The organism is Pedobacter sp. SYP-B3415 (assembly GCF_004138205.1).
In the GTDB taxonomy this organism is placed as follows: Bacteria; Bacteroidota; Bacteroidia; order Sphingobacteriales; family Sphingobacteriaceae; genus Pedobacter.
Map to the genome: position 1 here is coordinate 62,046 of NZ_RXNQ01000031.1, position 15,646 is coordinate 77,691.

Below are 15,646 nucleotides of genomic sequence, written 5' to 3' on the forward strand. Positions count from 1 at the left end.
ATAGTTCGTTTAAAAATATTTCGATTTGATTGTTTTGCACTGACATAACGTTGTCAGTGGGCTGGAGTTTCTTTGAATAACCAAAAAGAAAACGGATCATGGAAACACAACTGAACAACACATTGACCAACAGAACTATTGGCAGTCTGCTGAAAAACTATGCGAGCTACAACCAGTGGGCAACTGAAAGCATCGTTACCTGGCTACAGTCGAAACCGGTTGAACTGCTTGAACAGGAAGTTGCATCAAGCTTCTCAAGCATTAAAAAGACGCTGCGCCATATCTGGGAGTCGCAGGCATACTGGCTTGCTGCAATCAAAAGAGGTGATACTGAAAATTTCGGCACATTCAGCGATGATACGGCTATCATCCTGAACGGTATCATGGAACAGAGCGCTGAGCTTGCCGAATATATCAACGGGATGGATGAGCAGGACTTTCAGCAGAATAATCTGCTTGTCAGCCCCTGGTTTCAGAGCGACTTTGAAAATTTTGAGTACGTGCTGCATTGTGTAAACCATAGCACGTATCACCGCGGGCAGATCGTAACCATTGGCAGAAATGTAGGTCTGACAGATGCACCGATGACGGACTATAACTTCTACAATATTTATGTCGGCAAAATTGTTCAGCAACTGGCTTTTGCTGGTTAAGCCGGCTGGTCAGAAAGGGGAAGGCTGAAATAAAAGGTAGACCCTACCCCTTTCTGGCTTTCTACCCAGATGTTGCCGCCATGGCGTTCAACAATTTCGGCAGACAGGTAAAGCCCGATTCCGAAGCCCGAAATATTACGCGTATGCGGACTTTCCACCCGGTAAAAGCGTTTGAACAACAGTTTTATATCATCAGGTTTGATGCCCATCCCTTCGTCCTGAACGCTTATTATAACTTCATCTGCCGTTACTTTCCATGTCATACGTACAACCCGGCCACGCGGGGAGTACTTTACGGCATTACTGACAAGATTCATCATTACCTGAAGAATCTTGTTCTGATCAGCAAAGATGGTTACCGGTTCTGACGGGTCGACAAGGATAGTATGTGTGCCCATAATTGGCTTGGCTTCATCCAGCACTTCATTAAGCAGCGAGGAAATTTCAAACGAAGTTTTATCAAGCTGAATTTTGCCTGATTCCAGCCTGGCCACATTCAGAAAGCTGTTAATCATGCCCGTCATTTTGTTTACCTGCTGCTCAACCTTGCTGAGAGACTCTGTTGCAAAGGCATCGCCCGCCTTTTTTGAGCGGTTGTTCAGGATCTGGATATAGGCTTTGAGGGAAGTCAGCGGTGTTTTCAGCTCGTGACTGACCATGCTGATGAAATCGTTTTTGCGGAGTTCATCCTGCTTCTGATCTGTTATGTCGAGCACAGCACCTGTAAAACGCAAAGGTTCGTCTTTATCGTTAAACAAAACCTTTCCCTTGGCCTTTATCCATCTCAGTTTTTTATCTTCAGCACCGATTGTGCGGTATTCAATATCAAAATCACCGTTACTGACTGCCCTGTCAAACGAGTTTCGAACTTCCTTAAGAACCTTATTTTTGTCATCCGGATAAAGATTTGCAACAAAGTCCTGCTCATAGCTAACCTCTCGCTGGCCAAATATGCCAAAGAACTTTCGGCAGCGCTCGTCCCATTCCAGTTTACCTGAGGGAATATCCATATCGAATGATCCCAGCTCTGCCGCATTCTGCGAAAGTTTCATTTGCTCAAACGCACTCTCAAGCGCCGTCCTGGCTGTGATCTGATCAGTGATATCGCTTGTTACGCCGATTACGCGCTGTGCCCTTCCGTCCTGATCATACCTTGGCTTTCCTGATGCACTGATCCAATGCAGTGAACCATCCGGCCAGCGTATCTCGTACTCGGCCCGGTAAACGGTATCGTGTTCAATCGCCTGCCTGATCTGCTGATCTACGTATGGAAGGAAATCAGGCTGTATGAGCGCCATCATGTCATCAAAATGGAATTCCTGATCAATCGGCCACCCATAATTCAGCTTGCACTGATCAGTACAAATCATCTTGCGCGTGGCAAGATCTATATCATAAGAACCCAGCCTGGCCGCATCGAGGGCAATCTGCAGCCTGCTGTTGGTTTCCTCGAGTGCTGCGCTGAACATCCGTTCTTCAGTGATATCCTGAAGTGTGCCGCTAAACCGGATAACCTGTTCATTTTCGTTAAACAGCGCTTTCCCTTTTGCACGCACAATACGCGGCTCCTGGTCTGCGGGATTTACAATCTTATATTCAGCGAAATAAATTCCACCCGACCGGTACGTCATCGCCTCCTGTATGGCTGCAATTACCCTTGCCCGATCCTCTTTATCTATAATATCGGTTGCCCGGGAAAGTTCAATTTCCGCCAGCGGCGATAAGCCGAACCATGATTTCAGACGCTCATTACCTACAAAACGATTTGTGGCAGGATCCAGATCCCAGGTACCAAGCCCCGCGGCATCAATGGCAAACTGGAACTGATCTTCGCTTTCACGAATACGTCTCTGGTTAAGTTTTTCCGTTTCAAAATTTGCCCCGTTGGCGATAGAATGGCTGATATGTCCCGCGACTGCTTCGAGAAATAACTTGTAACCGGCATCGACAGCGATTCCGGGATGTATACCGCAAACCAGCAGACCAGTAACATGGTGTTCGCCCTGCCTGATTGGAAAAATCATGGCCTGCTCAATCGGATCAGGCCAGTCGCGTGGGTATACATGGCCTAGTTGGGCCGTAAGATTATCGATGAGCAGGGCGGTGTCAGCCTTCAGTACCGCTTCCAGCGGAAGCTGAAGTAGTTCCGCCTGCATTTCAGTGATGCCCGTTACCTGGGTCAGCTCGAAACTCCCGTTGTGCTGATCATGCAGGAACAGCATGCTGAACGGAATGTCTGTGTCGAAAATATTAAGCAGATCCAGACTCTCTTTGTAACCTTGACCCTGCGAATGAAAAATATTTGATTCAAAGCTAAAACGGTACAAAAGTTTATTGCGGCGTTCGTTGATGACCCGGTATGTTGTTTCGATGACCGCATTCATGACACCTGTTATCCTGCCGTCTTTTTCTACGATTGGGGAGAGGTTATAGTCAAAATAACACTCCTCAAGCCGGCCAAAGCGTTTGATAGGAAAATACTTATCAAAGATCCGTGTTCCCTTGCCCGAGAAAAGCGCTGCATCGAACTGGGACTTTACTTCAGCCCAGTTTTCCGGCCAGACTTCAGCGCGAGCCTTCCCGAACGCCTCCGGGTGGCGCTCTGCCGCGATGCTGATGTAGGCATCGTTATAAAGCAGCAGATACTCAGGCCCCCAGTAAAGTGCAACAGGATAAGGAGAACCAAGGCACATGCCGAGTGCATATTGCAAACTTTCAGGCCATGTTTCACGATTTCCCAAAGCAGAATCGCTCCAGTCGCGGCCAATCAGCATTTTCGCTATCTCGCTGTCGCCATGCAAATAGTAATTAAAATTGCCCGGGTCTTGATCAGGAAGCATAGATGTGGACATGAGGTCCTAATATAAAGTAAATCTAACTTCCTGAAAAGAATGTAAAAGATTTAGTTGAAGCAAGACAGCGCGCACTGACTTCGATGCGGCACCTTATCTGCCCGTTTGAAAAAGCGTTAAAATGTCTTTCAGGGCCGGCAACAAGGAACAACGTATTTCAGCAAACCCATCATTCAATGTCTGCTTGAGCGAAACACCCCTGGAACCTTTTGCAAAATATTCCGGCCATCGCTAATTTTATAACATCCTGAATCCCTAAATTTAATCATGTCAGTACGTAAAGTCAATTCAACCAACAGCCAAAATCAACATTTGCTAAAAAACTTTTGCGGTGTGGTCTATACGCTCGAGCTTATTGGTGCAAGGTGGAAAATGCTGATCCTGTACAAACTTGAGTCGGGCAGGAAACGTTATAGCACGCTCAGAGATGAGATTCCCAATATCACCGAAAGAATGCTTACCCGACAGCTTAAAGAGCTCGAAAAAGATCACCTGATCAAACGCACGGTCCATGCTGAAATCCCCCTCCGGGTCGAATACGAGTTAACGGAAACTGCAAATAGCCTGAGTCCTGTCTGGCACGCCATGGAAGCATGGGGAAAACGCCATAAAGTAACGTATTTATAGACGCTGGTTATGAACTAAACTTCGTCCCTGCCTATCCATTTCTGTATGACGGGCGGCTCATAGTGCTGAAGGGCATCGATAAGTGAGGGGATCTCCGGTGAAACGATCAGCAAGTCGCGATAAACCGGTTTCAGGAAACCGCTTATGACCATCTGGTCGATAAAACGAACCAGTGGATCAAAAAAGCCGGCTACGTTTAATAATGCTACAGGCTTTTGATGAAGACCCAATTGCCCCCAGGTAAGCATTTCGAACAATTCCTCCAGCGTTCCAAAGCCGCCGGGCAGCGCTACAACCGCGTCGCTGAGGTCGCTCATCCGGGTTTTCCGTTCATGCATGGTATCGACCAGCACCAAATCGGTTAGCCCGGGGTGGGCAATCTCTTTGGCCTGCAGGAACACCGGAAGCACGCCGATTACCGTTCCACCCTGTTCAAGACCTCCATCAGCCACCGCACCCATCAGTCCCACATTCGGCCCGCCATAAACAATGCCCATTCCCCTGTCGGCTAATGTACGGCCAAGCTCACGCGCTGCATCTGCAAATACCGGCTCTGTCCCAAAACTGGAACCGCAAAATACACAGATATTCATGTTTTGAATTTTTGACAAAAGTAAACGATCAGGTACAAATCAAAAAAATTCATTTTTCACTTTGAAATACAAAGTATATTTGCCAACTTTGTATTTCAAAGCACTTTTAATATTTTGTTTATGACGCATAGCAATATCAACTCGAAACCGGCAGCCGGCATCACTTCTTTAAGAACCGTTTTAATCGGCGCTGGCATCGCATTCCTTGTTATCTCTTATTTTCTGATCGGTGCTGGTCCTGGTAATCCGGCGTGGCCGAAGTACTGGCAGATAAAGCCACTCATTATGGTTCCCATGGCAGGTGCGGCAGGCGGTGCATTTTATGCGTTTCTTCGCAACATTCGTGTGCTGGGCGGCTGGAAGACACTGGCCGGTGTTGTAATCGGAATTATTGGCTATCTCTTCATTTTGTGGATCGGAATCGTACTGGGACTTAATGGTACGATGTGGGATTAATGGCATGTGGTTCCAGCCTGCTCAGATCTTGTACCAGGTAAAAACCGATACCAAAATAAGCATCTGAACATTAGCCCAGCAGCCGTTTGAGCCAGCCTGTTTTGAAACCGATGTAAACGCCATCGTCTTTCAGCGCTACGGGATAAAGGTCGATATAGTCGCCCTGGCCGGCGGCACCCCTCCCGGTTCGCAAGTCGTATTCATAGCGGTGAATGGGGCAGACAAGCATGCCGTTCTTGCACCAGCCTCCGCTGAAATGTCCGCCTGCATGCGGACAGGTAGCTTGGGTAGCGACAAGTTCCTGGCCGTGACGAATCAGGCAGACCTTTTTTCCGTCTGCTTTCAGGCAACGCACAAAATCGCCCTCGGGGATCTCCTGTTTTGACATTATCCTTACCCAACGCGTTGAAGCATCCTGCATGTTTCTGTATATTTGCAGCCTAATTTACAAAAATGGCAGTTCAGGTTCCCGAAGATGGTTCACTTTTACCTTTGATGGAAGAATTTTATACGATCCAGGGTGAGGGATTCAACACCGGAAAGGCGGCATATTTTATCCGACTTGGAGGTTGTGATGTGGGCTGTCACTGGTGCGACGTGAAGGAGAGCTGGAATGCGGACATGCACCCCCTGACACCCGTAGAACAGATCGTGTCTAATGCTGAAAAACATCCCGGCAAAGCGGTAGTCATAACCGGCGGCGAGCCGCTGATTTATAATCTTGATCAACTTACCGCTGCATTGCAGGCAAAGGGAATCAAGACCTTTATCGAAACTTCGGGAGCCTATCCCCTTTCCGGCCATTGGGACTGGATCTGTTTGTCGCCGAAAAAATTCAAAGCGCCGCGGCCAGACATTACCCCTTTTGCTCATGAGCTGAAAGTGATCGTTTTCAACAAAAGCGATTTCGAGTGGGCGGAGAAATATGCTGAAACAGTTTCCGCACAGTGCAAACTTTACCTTCAGCCAGAATGGTCAAGATCTAAAGAAATTACGCCCCTGATCATTGATTATGTAATGCAAAACCCGAAATGGGAAATATCTCTGCAGACGCATAAATATTTAAATATTCCCTGAAACTGCGGCACCGGATATGTAATTTGCAGGCATTATGGCTCAGAATTACAAAAATCACCGGCGGTTCAGCCCGCCCTTTCACTTCGTGCTGGTTCCTGTATCGCTCATTGCGATGATCATTTCCATAGCTGGCGGCTGGGAAGACATTGGCCTGAAGTGGATGTATACGCTTATCTTTTTTCTGATCCTGCTGGCTGCTTATTGTCTGCGCACCTTTGCGCTTAAAGTTCAGGACCGGGCCATTCGTGCAGAGGAAAACCTGCGTTACTTCATGCTGACCGGCGAGCGGCTTCCTGAAACGCTGAAGCTGGGCCAGGTGCTGGCACTCCGTTTTTCGGCCGATGAGGAATTACCTGCTCTTACCAAACGGGCAATAACCGAAAATCTGTCAGCAAACAAAATTAAACAGGCTGTAACGCACTGGCGTGAGGACAAGCTAAGGGCCTGAAGTTGCCTATTATTGTACGGCTTCCCTGATCCTGATCAGTTTTACAAGCAAATCCTCTAGTCTGTCGAGATGAAGCATGTTTGCACCATCAGATTTTGCATTTGCAGGATCGGGATGCGTTTCAATGAACAGTCCATCGGCACCAACCGCTATAGCGGCCTTTGCTATGGTACCAATCAGCTCTGGCTTCCCACCTGTTACGCCGCTGCTTTGATTTGGCTGCTGCAGCGAATGGGTGCAGTCCATCACAACAGGCACCCCAAAGCTCTGCATTTCAGGCAGCCCGCGGTAGTCAACAATAAGATCCTGGTATCCAAATGTATTGCCCCGGTCTGTCAGAATCACCTTATCATTTCCTGCATCCTGTATTTTTTCTACGGCAAACTTCATGGAGCCGGCAGATAAAAACTGTCCCTTCTTTACATTCACAACCTTGCCGGTTTCAGCAGCAGCAATAAGAAGATCGGTTTGGCGGCATAAAAAGGCCGGAATCTGAAGCACGTCTACATAAGCCGCGGCCATTGCGGCCTCTGCCTGTTCATGGATATCGGTTACCGTTGGTACATCAAACTCCCGGGCAACTTTCTCGAGAATCTTCAGCGCCTTTTCATCACCGATACCTGTAAATGAACTACCCTTTGAACGATTCGCTTTGCGGTAAGAACCTTTAAAGATATAAGGGATTTTGAGCCTTGAAGTTAGCGCGACAATGCGTTCTGCAATACGTAACGCGATTTCTTCACCTTCAATGGCACATGGCCCCGCCATCAAAAAGAAGTTCCCGGAATCGGTATATTTTATATTTTTAAGGTAATTCTGCATAATTAATGTGATTTTTCTGAAGTTAGTTCCCTAACTCAGACATAAATTTGATACGCATCAGCTGGATTTCTTCGCGGGTGTAGTCGGTTTCGCCAAGCTCATTAAGCGCTGCGTCGATCGAGTCATTTTCTGCCGCACGGAAATAGTCGAACACCTCATCCTGCCGGTCTTCATCAATCAGATCATCAATAAAGTAATCCAGGTTAATTTTAGTTCCGGAATTAACGATAGACTCGATTTCTTTCAGGATGTCTTCATAGGTGATCCCTTTTGAATCGGCAATGGTTTCCAGGCCGATCTGTCGGTCAATATTCTGAATAATTGAAACCTTGAGCTGCGATTTGTTAGCCTGAGTACGAATGACCAGGTCGATCGGGCGCTCAATATCATTGTCGCCAACGTATTTTTTTATCAGTTCAATAAATGAAGAACCGAATTTTGCCGCCTTTCCTGCGCCTACTCCGGAGATCTGCCGAAGCTCTTCCATTGTTACCGGGTAGTGCGTACACATTTCTTCGAGCGACGGATCCTGGAAAACAACAAATGGCGGTACGTTTTTCTGTTTGGCGATCTTTTTACGCAACTCTTTTAATAGCTGCAGCAACTGGGTGTCAAGCGTACCGGTTCCGCCCTTCGCATCATCGTCGCCGTCATCTCCGGCAGATTCGATCGGCTCGTTCATTACAAACCTGATGCTGTAAGGGTTGGTAATGAAGTCCCGGCCTGATGCAGTGAGCTGCAAGAGTCCGTAGTTGTCGATGTCTTTTGATAGGAAGTTTGAAAGAACAGCCTGCCTGATCAGCGATTTCCACAGCAAATCACCATCAATCCGGGCATGGCCAAACTCAGACAGCTTTTTATGCTCATAGGCAATAATCTGCGCTGTTTCATTGCCCATAAGCACATTGAGCAGATGCGTGTCGTCAAATTTCTCCCCGGTTTTTTCTATCAGCTTCAGCAACACCTGCAACTGCTCTTCAGCCTCGAAATTTTTCTTTGGCTTCTTACAGTTATCACACATGCTGTTACAGCCCGACTCGTTAAAGTTTTCCCCGAAATAGTGAAGGATCTGCTTTCGCCTGCATACACCGGATTCTGCGTAATCAATCACTTCTTTCAGGATCTGGGTACCGATTTCCCGCTCTGCAACCGGCTTGTCTTTCATGAACTTAGCCAGTTTATCTATATCTTTTTGAGAGTAAAACGCGATACATACACCTTCACCACCATCACGGCCTGCACGGCCGGTTTCCTGGTAATAACCTTCCATACTTTTTGGAACGTCATGGTGAATAACAAAGCGAACATCGGGTTTGTCAATGCCCATACCAAATGCGATGGTAGCGACAATGACTTCCGCATCTTCCATCAGAAATTTATCCTGTGTTTCAGCGCGTACTTTGGCGTCGAGCCCGGCATGATAAGGCAGCGCCCTGATGCCGTTCAGGTTAAGGCTTTCGGCGACCTCTTCAACCTTCTTGCGGCTCAGACAGTAGATAATTCCAGACTTGCCTGTGTTTGACTTTATATACCGGATAATCTCCTTCATGATATCCTTCTTCGGGCGGATCTCATAATACAGGTTAGGCCGGTTAAAAGATGACTTAAACAGCGTGGCGTCTGTCATATGCAGGTTTTTGATGATGTCCTGCTGCACTTTCGGGGTAGCTGTTGCTGTTAACGCAATGATTGGAATATCTGCACCGAGACCGGAAATAACTTGCCTGATCTTTCGGTATTCGGGACGGAAATCATGGCCCCATTCAGAGATACAGTGTGCTTCATCTACCGCTACAAATGATATTTTTATAAGCCTGAGAAAGTCTATGTTATCTGCCTTTGCCAGCGACTCGGGCGCAACATACAATAACTTGGTTTGCCCGCTCAGCAGATCGGTCTTCACCTGGTTCAGCTCACTTTTGTTAAGCGATGAGTTCATGAAATGCGCAATGCTGTCATTACCGCCAAAAGCACGCAGCTGATCTACCTGATTCTTCATCAGGGCGATAAGCGGGGATATAACGATTGCGGTCCCTTCGCTCATCAGGGCGGGCAACTGATAACAGATCGATTTGCCGCCGCCGGTCGGCATAATTACGAAAGTATTTTTCTTTTCGAGAATATTGGTAATGATCGACTCCTGATCACCTTTGAAATTATCGAACCCGAAAAAATTTTGCAGGTTGTCAAATAACGACTTCTTAACGTCCATTTGTGTGTGTAAAATATGCGATGTGCATTTTTGTTCAAAATAACATAATTTTGCAGGGATTATATCATTAAGATACAAAAATTTTCTCTTTGAAAAGTAAAAAATCGATCCTGAATACGGCTGTATCGACACTTCGGATGGAAGCCGGAGCCATCGATAGTATCAGTAATTTTTTAGATGAATCTTTTGTCTCGGTGGTCGAGCTTTTACTTGGTCTTCGCGGCCGCGTCATCATTACGGGCATTGGCAAAAGCGCAATCATTGCACAAAAGATCGTTGCAACCCTCAATTCTACCGGTACCCCTGCCATTTTCATGCATGCTGCAGATGCTGTACACGGCGATCTTGGCATGATCCAAAAAGACGATGCAATTATCTGCCTGTCGAAAAGCGGCAATACCCCAGAAGTAAAGTTGCTGGCACCACTTCTGAAACAGGGCGGCAATCCGCTGATCGGGATGGTGGGTAATATGGATTCGTATCTGGCCCGGCAGGCCGATTTCATTTTGAACACCACAGTGGAAAAAGAAGCCTGCCCGCACAACCTGGCACCCACAACCAGCACCATAGCACAGCTGGCCATGGGCGATGCACTGGCCATCTGTCTGCTCGAAGCACGGGGTTTTAACGAGCAGGATTTTGCACGTTTTCATCCCGGCGGTTCGCTCGGAAAAAAGCTTTACCTGAAAGTGTCAGATCTGGCCGTCAGAAATGAAAAGCCAAGCGTAAACAGCGATGCCGCGGTTAAAGATGTGATTATTGAAATCAGCAAAAACAGATTGGGTGCCGTTGCGGTTACAGAAGATAACCGTATATTGGGCATCATTACAGACGGAGACATTCGCCGAATGCTTGAAAGACATACCAACCTTGCAAACATTTCGGCGCATGAAATCATGACAGCAAATCCGAAGTCAGTTGATAAAGATGAGCTTGCTGTAAATGCCCTGGAAATTATCAAGAAACACAATATTACACAACTGCCTGTAACGCAATCAAATATGTACTTTGGAATGATCCATTTGCATGACATTATACAGGAAGGAATCATCTGAGCGAGCAGCAATGAACAAAAACTATTTTGCCCTGATTATGGCAGGCGGCATTGGCAGCCGTTTCTGGCCCGTTAGCCGTACTAATTATCCTAAACAATTTATTGACTTCTTTGGTGTAGGAAAGACCCTTATTCAAAGCACATACGAGCGGTTTAAAGCCATCTGTCCGGCAGAAAACATTTTTATTGTTACCAACGAGTTATACAGCGACCTCATTAAGGAGCAGATCCCTGAAATTTCAGACAACCAGATCCTGGCCGAACCGATGATGAGGAACACCGCCCCATGCATTGCGTATGGCTGTATGAAGATTCGCGAGATTAACCCGGATGCTGCTGTTGTCGTAGCACCGTCAGACCATACCATCGCAGATCCGGCAGGTTTTATTGCCGCTATTGAGCAGTCGCTTAAAGCCGCATCAGAAAACAATTGCCTGATTACCCTCGGCATCAAACCAAGCCGCCCTGATACAGGCTATGGCTATATTCAATACAACGAACATACTTTGGCATCTGATGCCGAGATCCACAAGGTAAAGACATTTACGGAGAAACCGAACCTGGAGCTGGCGCGCTCATTTATTCAAAGCGGAGATTTCCTTTGGAACGCGGGTATCTTTATCTGGTCTGCCCAGACCATTCTGAACGCGTTTGAGCAACACCTTCCCGACATGTATGAAATCTTTGCTTCAGGTAAACCGGCCTATAATACGGCTGATGAGGCCGGATTTATCGGGAATGCCTACCAGCAGTGCACCAATATCTCGATCGATTTTGGTGTAATGGAAAAAGCGGAAAACGTATACGTTTTACCGGCCGAGTTTGGATGGAATGACCTGGGTACCTGGGCCTCGATCTATGACATGGCCGATAAAGACTATGTTGGAAATGCGGTCATTCCCTCAGAACATGTCATGATGTTCGACTCTTCGAATTGTATGGTCAACGTGCCAAAAGACAAACTGGTAATCTTGCAGGGCATGCATGATTATATCGTGGTCGAGTCAAACAACACACTGTTAATCTGTCCCAGAGATCAGGAACAGAGCGTAAAGCAGATTGTAAACGACGTCAAGTCGAGATTCGGCACGAAGTTTATCTAGCCCAGCTCATAGGTCAATGGTCCGCAGGCAATGGTTCGGCTTTCTGATTTCAGAGACCTGAACCTCTTTGTCTGACTGCCTCATACAAAATAACCCCGGCAGAAACCGAAACGTTCAGCGATTCGATGTTTCCTGCCATGGGAATCTTAGCCAGGTGGTCTGACAGGCGTAACAGTTCATTGGAAATGCCAACATCTTCAGCGCCCATAATGATTGCTGTTGGCACGGTATAATCGGGCGCATAGATCAGATCGTCGGTCTTTTCGGTGCAGGCAACAAGCTGCAGACCGCTTTCCTGTAAAAACTGTGCAGTTTTGTAAAGACTCGCATGGCGGCACACGGGAATGTTAAACAATGCGCCGGCCGAGGTTTTGATCGCATCTGCATTGATCTGCGCCGAATTTTTTAGCGGAACAACGATTGCATGAACACCTGCACAGGCAGCAGTGCGCACAATGGCACCCATATTTCTGACATCGGTAAGCCCATCAAGTAACAAGACCAGCGGTGTCTCACCGCGCTCATATATGGCCGGAATGACATCTTCGATCTGCTGATAGGTAATCGGCGAGCTTACCGCAATAACACCCTGGTGATTTTTTTGCGTCATCCGATTAAGCTTTTCGACAGGAACCGTCTGCATGGGTATAATATGATCTGCCAGCACGGCTTTCAGCTCGGTCATCAGGTTCCCGGATATGCCCCGCTGAACAAATATGGTCTCAATATCCTGTCCGGCGCGGATGGCTTCGATAACCGCCCGGATCCCAAAAATAAAGGTGTTGTTCTGTTTTGGCCGCGGCGATCTCCTGTTGTTGTCCATGCTGATTGTATTTGCTGCAAAAGTACATCAATTAATCCGATTCCGCTAAGGCGAAGGCATGCATCGGCAGTGCACTGATTATCAACAAATAAATGTTAAAAAGCCGGGTCGACCAACATGTTATCGCCTGCCGGCGGAAAAGATGTTTATAATTGCCGGGAGAAAACCGGGCATTTATTGCGTATTTTTGTGGCATGAGCAGCGATTACGAGCCGGGACAAACTAAACCGAACAACACGACTTCCAGAAAAAACAGACTGAGCAACACGATCAGCGGCATGGGCAAAATTCCGCCACAGGCCGTAGATCTGGAAGAGGCCGTATTGGGTGCACTCATGCTCGAGAAAGACGCGCTTTCTTCGGTCATCGACATTCTCAAACCAGAGCTTTTTTACCAGGAAGCGCATCAGAAAATTTTTGAAGCCATCCACCTGCTTTTTCAAAAATCAAAGCCTGTAGATATTTTAACGGTTACATCAGAGCTGCGTCAGCTCGGTCACCTCGAAATGGTTGGCGGTGCTTTTTATATCACGAGCCTGACAAACCGGGTTGCTTCAGCGGCAAATATTGAGTTTCACGCCCGGATCATCTCACAAAAGTACATTCAGCGCGAGCTGATCAGGATCTCAACAGAGATCATCAATAACGCTTACGAAGACACCACCGATATCTTTGACCTTCTGGATCACGCCGAAAAGAATCTCTTTGATATTGCCCAGAACAACCTGCGTCGCGACACCCAGAAAATGGATGAAATTATCAGGCAATCGCTCGCTACCCTTGAAGAATTACGAAGTAAAACGGATGGTTTGACTGGCGTTCCTTCAGGTTTCACCGCGCTGGACCGTATTACTGGGGGCTGGCAGAAGTCTGACCTTGTCATCATTGCGGCACGACCGGCGATGGGAAAAACGGCATTTGTACTAAGTTGTGCGAGAAACGCGGCTGTCGATTTCAAGAAAGCCGTCGTAGTCTTCTCGCTGGAGATGTCATCTGTACAGCTTGTAAACCGTCTGATATCCGGCGAAGCCGAAATTGAGCAGGAGAAAATCAGAAAGGGTAATCTCCAGGAATGGGAATGGCAGCAGCTGCACAGCAAGATCGGTAACCTGACCGAAGCACCGCTGCTGATTGATGACACGCCCGCCCTGAATATATTTGAATTCCGCGCAAAATGCCGCAGGCTGAAATCTCAATACGATATCCAGATGGTCATCGTCGATTATTTGCAGCTGATGCACGGTAAAGGTGAAGGAAAAGGCGGCGGAAACCGTGAGCAGGAAATCGGCAGTATATCGCGTGCCCTTAAGTCAGTAGCGAAAGAAATTGATATTCCCGTGCTTGCGCTCTCGCAGCTTAGCCGTGCCGTTGAAAGCAGGCCGGGCGTAAACGGAAAACGGCCGCAGCTATCCGATCTCCGGGAATCCGGCTCAATTGAGCAGGATGCTGATATGGTGTTATTTCTTTACAGGCCGGAATATTACGGAATAACTGAAGATGAGCAGGGCCGTTCGCAGATCGGTGTCGGCGAAGTTATCATCGCCAAACACCGTAATGGTGAAACAGGAATTGTTCCGTTACGCTTTATAGGCAAGTTTGTAAAATTCGGCGATCTCGAAGAAGATTTTATGCCGCCAGGCGGAGGTTTTGGAAACGACAGCCCCGCCTCAGGGATGTACCCGTCGCAAGACTTCGACAAACCGAGTAACGTGATCATCAAACCATCAAGAATGGACGATTTTGATGATGAGCCACCTTTTTAGCCTGTTAACCAGCGGTTATCGGCTATAGACCTATCCAAGCAATGTATCATGCACCACCACCTTTGTCCACAGGTGGCTATATTTTTCTATAGCAGCATGATGACGCTTGTCGTCCTGGTATTGATTATGTGTTTCAACAGAATCAAAGATCGCAGTCATGGAATAGCTGAATGAGTTATCAGTTACCGGGCGATTCGGTGTATTTGCAGCCCTTCCGTACTGAAGCGATTTAACCGTCTCAATCTTTTTTAGCATCTCAAAAAAACCTTTGAAAGACTCAATTTCTGCTGTACTAAGGCCGTCCTTTAGCCAAAAGAGTACGTAATGAAGTAAATTTTGCTGTTTGGAGTTATTCATATTTGCAATCAAATCTGAGGGGGCAAGTACTGCACCGCCGGCAGCAAGTGCCGCGGTTTGTACAAATTTTCTTCTTTTCATTGGTTCAATTTATCTATAACAATATAGCGGTTTTTGCCGGCGCTATCCAGAACAAATGAAAAAAGCCGGAGGTCATCCGGCTTTTTAATGTATAAAAAAACTAAAAATTAATTTCTTGGCTGTACGCGGCCGCTTTTACGGTCCTCGCCGCGACCAATCACATATCCGGTACCCGCACCGATCAAACCGCCGATCACTGCGCCGCGGCCTTTTTTCTTATCGATCAGCGCACCACCAACAGCACCTGCGCCTGCCCCGATCAGAGTGCCCTTAGCGGCATCACTCCAGCCTTTCTTTTTAGCTGTTGCCTGTGTACCACCATAGGAGCTGCTTGAAGTTCCTGAGCCTCCTGAAGAAGATGACGACGAACGGCGGGCATATGACCGGCGCTCAGCTGCAACGGCAGCAGCGGCGGCGGCGGCAGCTACCCGCTCCTGCTCTATCTTTTCCTGCCTGGCCAGCTCAACTTTTTTAAAGCTGTCCAGTCTTAAACTGTCGGTCACACGCTTTTCAGCTGCAATTCTCATTTGTTCTTTCTCCTTTGCACTTGGGCCGCAGGCAACTATGCTTGCAGACAGTGCTAAAATTCCGAGTATCTTTTTCATGGCTTCTATAATTGTGTTCGTAAATATTGGGATGTTACAGGAAGCTAAGAAAAAATGATGCCAAAACCAGATCATAAAGTTTCGGGCGGCCCTGCGGCTAAGAAAATAGTTTAACAGAAT

General features: G+C 47.3%; 16 protein-coding genes. 8 read left to right on the forward strand and 8 right to left on the reverse strand.

The window, feature by feature from the left end; translation table 11 throughout:
* Nucleotides 1-98 precede the first annotated feature (98 nt).
* Nucleotides 99-653, forward strand: a complete 555-nt coding sequence (locus EJV45_RS10650) for a DinB family protein (RefSeq protein WP_129715663.1) — start codon at nt 99-101, stop codon at nt 651-653.
* Here the strand turns inward: EJV45_RS10650 and EJV45_RS10655 are convergent.
* The gene (locus tag EJV45_RS10655) at nt 650-3,505 is read right to left on the reverse strand and encodes a PAS domain-containing sensor histidine kinase (RefSeq protein WP_129715664.1); all 2,856 of its coding nucleotides are present in this window, start codon (nt 3,503-3,505) and stop codon (nt 650-652) included. The two genes, EJV45_RS10650 and EJV45_RS10655, sit on opposite strands and share 4 nt — an antisense overlap.
* Before the next feature lie 267 nt (nt 3,506-3,772).
* Here EJV45_RS10655 and EJV45_RS10660 point away from each other — a divergent pair, with 267 nt between their 5' ends.
* A complete protein-coding gene (locus EJV45_RS10660) occupies nt 3,773-4,132 on the forward strand; it encodes a helix-turn-helix domain-containing protein (RefSeq protein WP_129715665.1) in 360 nt (119 codons plus the stop codon).
* A 14-nt stretch (nt 4,133-4,146) separates the two neighbouring features.
* Here EJV45_RS10660 and EJV45_RS10665 read toward each other — a convergent pair whose 3' ends face one another.
* Nucleotides 4,147-4,725: a TIGR00730 family Rossman fold protein gene (locus tag EJV45_RS10665; protein WP_129715666.1), complete on the reverse strand. Its 579-nt coding sequence runs from the start codon at nt 4,723-4,725 to the stop codon at nt 4,147-4,149.
* 120 nt (nt 4,726-4,845) lie between these two features.
* Here EJV45_RS10665 and EJV45_RS10670 point away from each other — a divergent pair, with 120 nt between their 5' ends.
* Nucleotides 4,846-5,181, forward strand: a complete 336-nt coding sequence (locus EJV45_RS10670) for a potassium transporter KefB (protein WP_129715667.1) — start codon at nt 4,846-4,848, stop codon at nt 5,179-5,181.
* Between the two features lie 70 nt (nt 5,182-5,251).
* Here the strand turns inward: EJV45_RS10670 and EJV45_RS10675 are convergent, their stop codons facing one another.
* Nucleotides 5,252-5,602 (reverse strand): Rieske (2Fe-2S) protein, encoded by a 351-nt coding sequence (locus EJV45_RS10675; RefSeq protein WP_129715668.1) that lies wholly within the window; start codon nt 5,600-5,602, stop codon nt 5,252-5,254.
* Nucleotides 5,603-5,634: 32 nt separating this feature from the next.
* Between EJV45_RS10675 and EJV45_RS10680 the strand changes: the two genes are divergently transcribed.
* The gene (locus EJV45_RS10680; RefSeq protein ID WP_129715669.1) at nt 5,635-6,258 is read left to right on the forward strand and encodes a 7-carboxy-7-deazaguanine synthase QueE; all 624 of its coding nucleotides are present in this window, start codon (nt 5,635-5,637) and stop codon (nt 6,256-6,258) included.
* A gap of 34 nt (nt 6,259-6,292) precedes the next feature.
* Complete coding sequence (locus EJV45_RS10685; RefSeq protein WP_129715670.1) at nt 6,293-6,706, forward strand: DUF6526 family protein; 414 nt, start codon at nt 6,293-6,295, stop codon at nt 6,704-6,706.
* 9 nt (nt 6,707-6,715) lie between these two features.
* Here EJV45_RS10685 and kdsA read toward each other — a convergent pair whose 3' ends face one another.
* Together kdsA and recQ are read right to left on the reverse strand one after the other, a co-directional pair.
* Entirely contained in the window at nt 6,716-7,528 is an 813-nt protein-coding gene (kdsA, locus tag EJV45_RS10690) for a 3-deoxy-8-phosphooctulonate synthase (RefSeq protein ID WP_129715671.1), read from the reverse strand.
* A 22-nt stretch (nt 7,529-7,550) separates the two neighbouring features.
* Nucleotides 7,551-9,740, reverse strand: a complete 2,190-nt coding sequence (gene recQ, locus EJV45_RS10695) for a DNA helicase RecQ (protein WP_129715672.1) — start codon at nt 9,738-9,740, stop codon at nt 7,551-7,553.
* 89 nt (nt 9,741-9,829) lie between these two features.
* On the opposite strand from recQ, the gene EJV45_RS10700 reads away from it, so the two are divergent.
* Both EJV45_RS10700 and EJV45_RS10705 read left to right on the forward strand, forming a co-directional pair.
* The gene (locus EJV45_RS10700) at nt 9,830-10,795 is read left to right on the forward strand and encodes an SIS domain-containing protein (RefSeq protein ID WP_129715673.1); all 966 of its coding nucleotides are present in this window, start codon (nt 9,830-9,832) and stop codon (nt 10,793-10,795) included.
* A gap of 10 nt (nt 10,796-10,805) precedes the next feature.
* Nucleotides 10,806-11,897: a mannose-1-phosphate guanylyltransferase gene (locus EJV45_RS10705; RefSeq protein ID WP_129715674.1), complete on the forward strand. Its 1,092-nt coding sequence runs from the start codon at nt 10,806-10,808 to the stop codon at nt 11,895-11,897.
* Between the two features lie 49 nt (nt 11,898-11,946).
* Here EJV45_RS10705 and rlmB read toward each other — a convergent pair whose 3' ends face one another.
* Nucleotides 11,947-12,720 carry a 23S rRNA (guanosine(2251)-2'-O)-methyltransferase RlmB gene (gene rlmB / locus EJV45_RS10710; RefSeq protein ID WP_129715675.1) on the reverse strand — a complete coding sequence of 258 codons (774 nt, stop codon included), beginning with the start codon at nt 12,718-12,720 and terminating at the stop codon, nt 11,947-11,949.
* 194 nt (nt 12,721-12,914) lie between these two features.
* Between rlmB and dnaB the strand changes: the two genes are divergently transcribed.
* Nucleotides 12,915-14,483 carry a replicative DNA helicase gene (dnaB, locus tag EJV45_RS10715; protein WP_129715676.1) on the forward strand — a complete coding sequence of 523 codons (1,569 nt, stop codon included), beginning with the start codon at nt 12,915-12,917 and terminating at the stop codon, nt 14,481-14,483.
* A 30-nt stretch (nt 14,484-14,513) separates the two neighbouring features.
* On the opposite strand, the gene EJV45_RS10720 is transcribed toward dnaB, so the two are convergent.
* Complete coding sequence (locus EJV45_RS10720; protein ID WP_129715677.1) at nt 14,514-14,921, reverse strand: Dabb family protein; 408 nt, start codon at nt 14,919-14,921, stop codon at nt 14,514-14,516.
* A 107-nt stretch (nt 14,922-15,028) separates the two neighbouring features.
* The gene (locus tag EJV45_RS10725; protein ID WP_129715678.1) at nt 15,029-15,526 is read right to left on the reverse strand and encodes a YMGG-like glycine zipper-containing protein; all 498 of its coding nucleotides are present in this window, start codon (nt 15,524-15,526) and stop codon (nt 15,029-15,031) included.
* Nucleotides 15,527-15,646 lie beyond the last annotated feature (120 nt).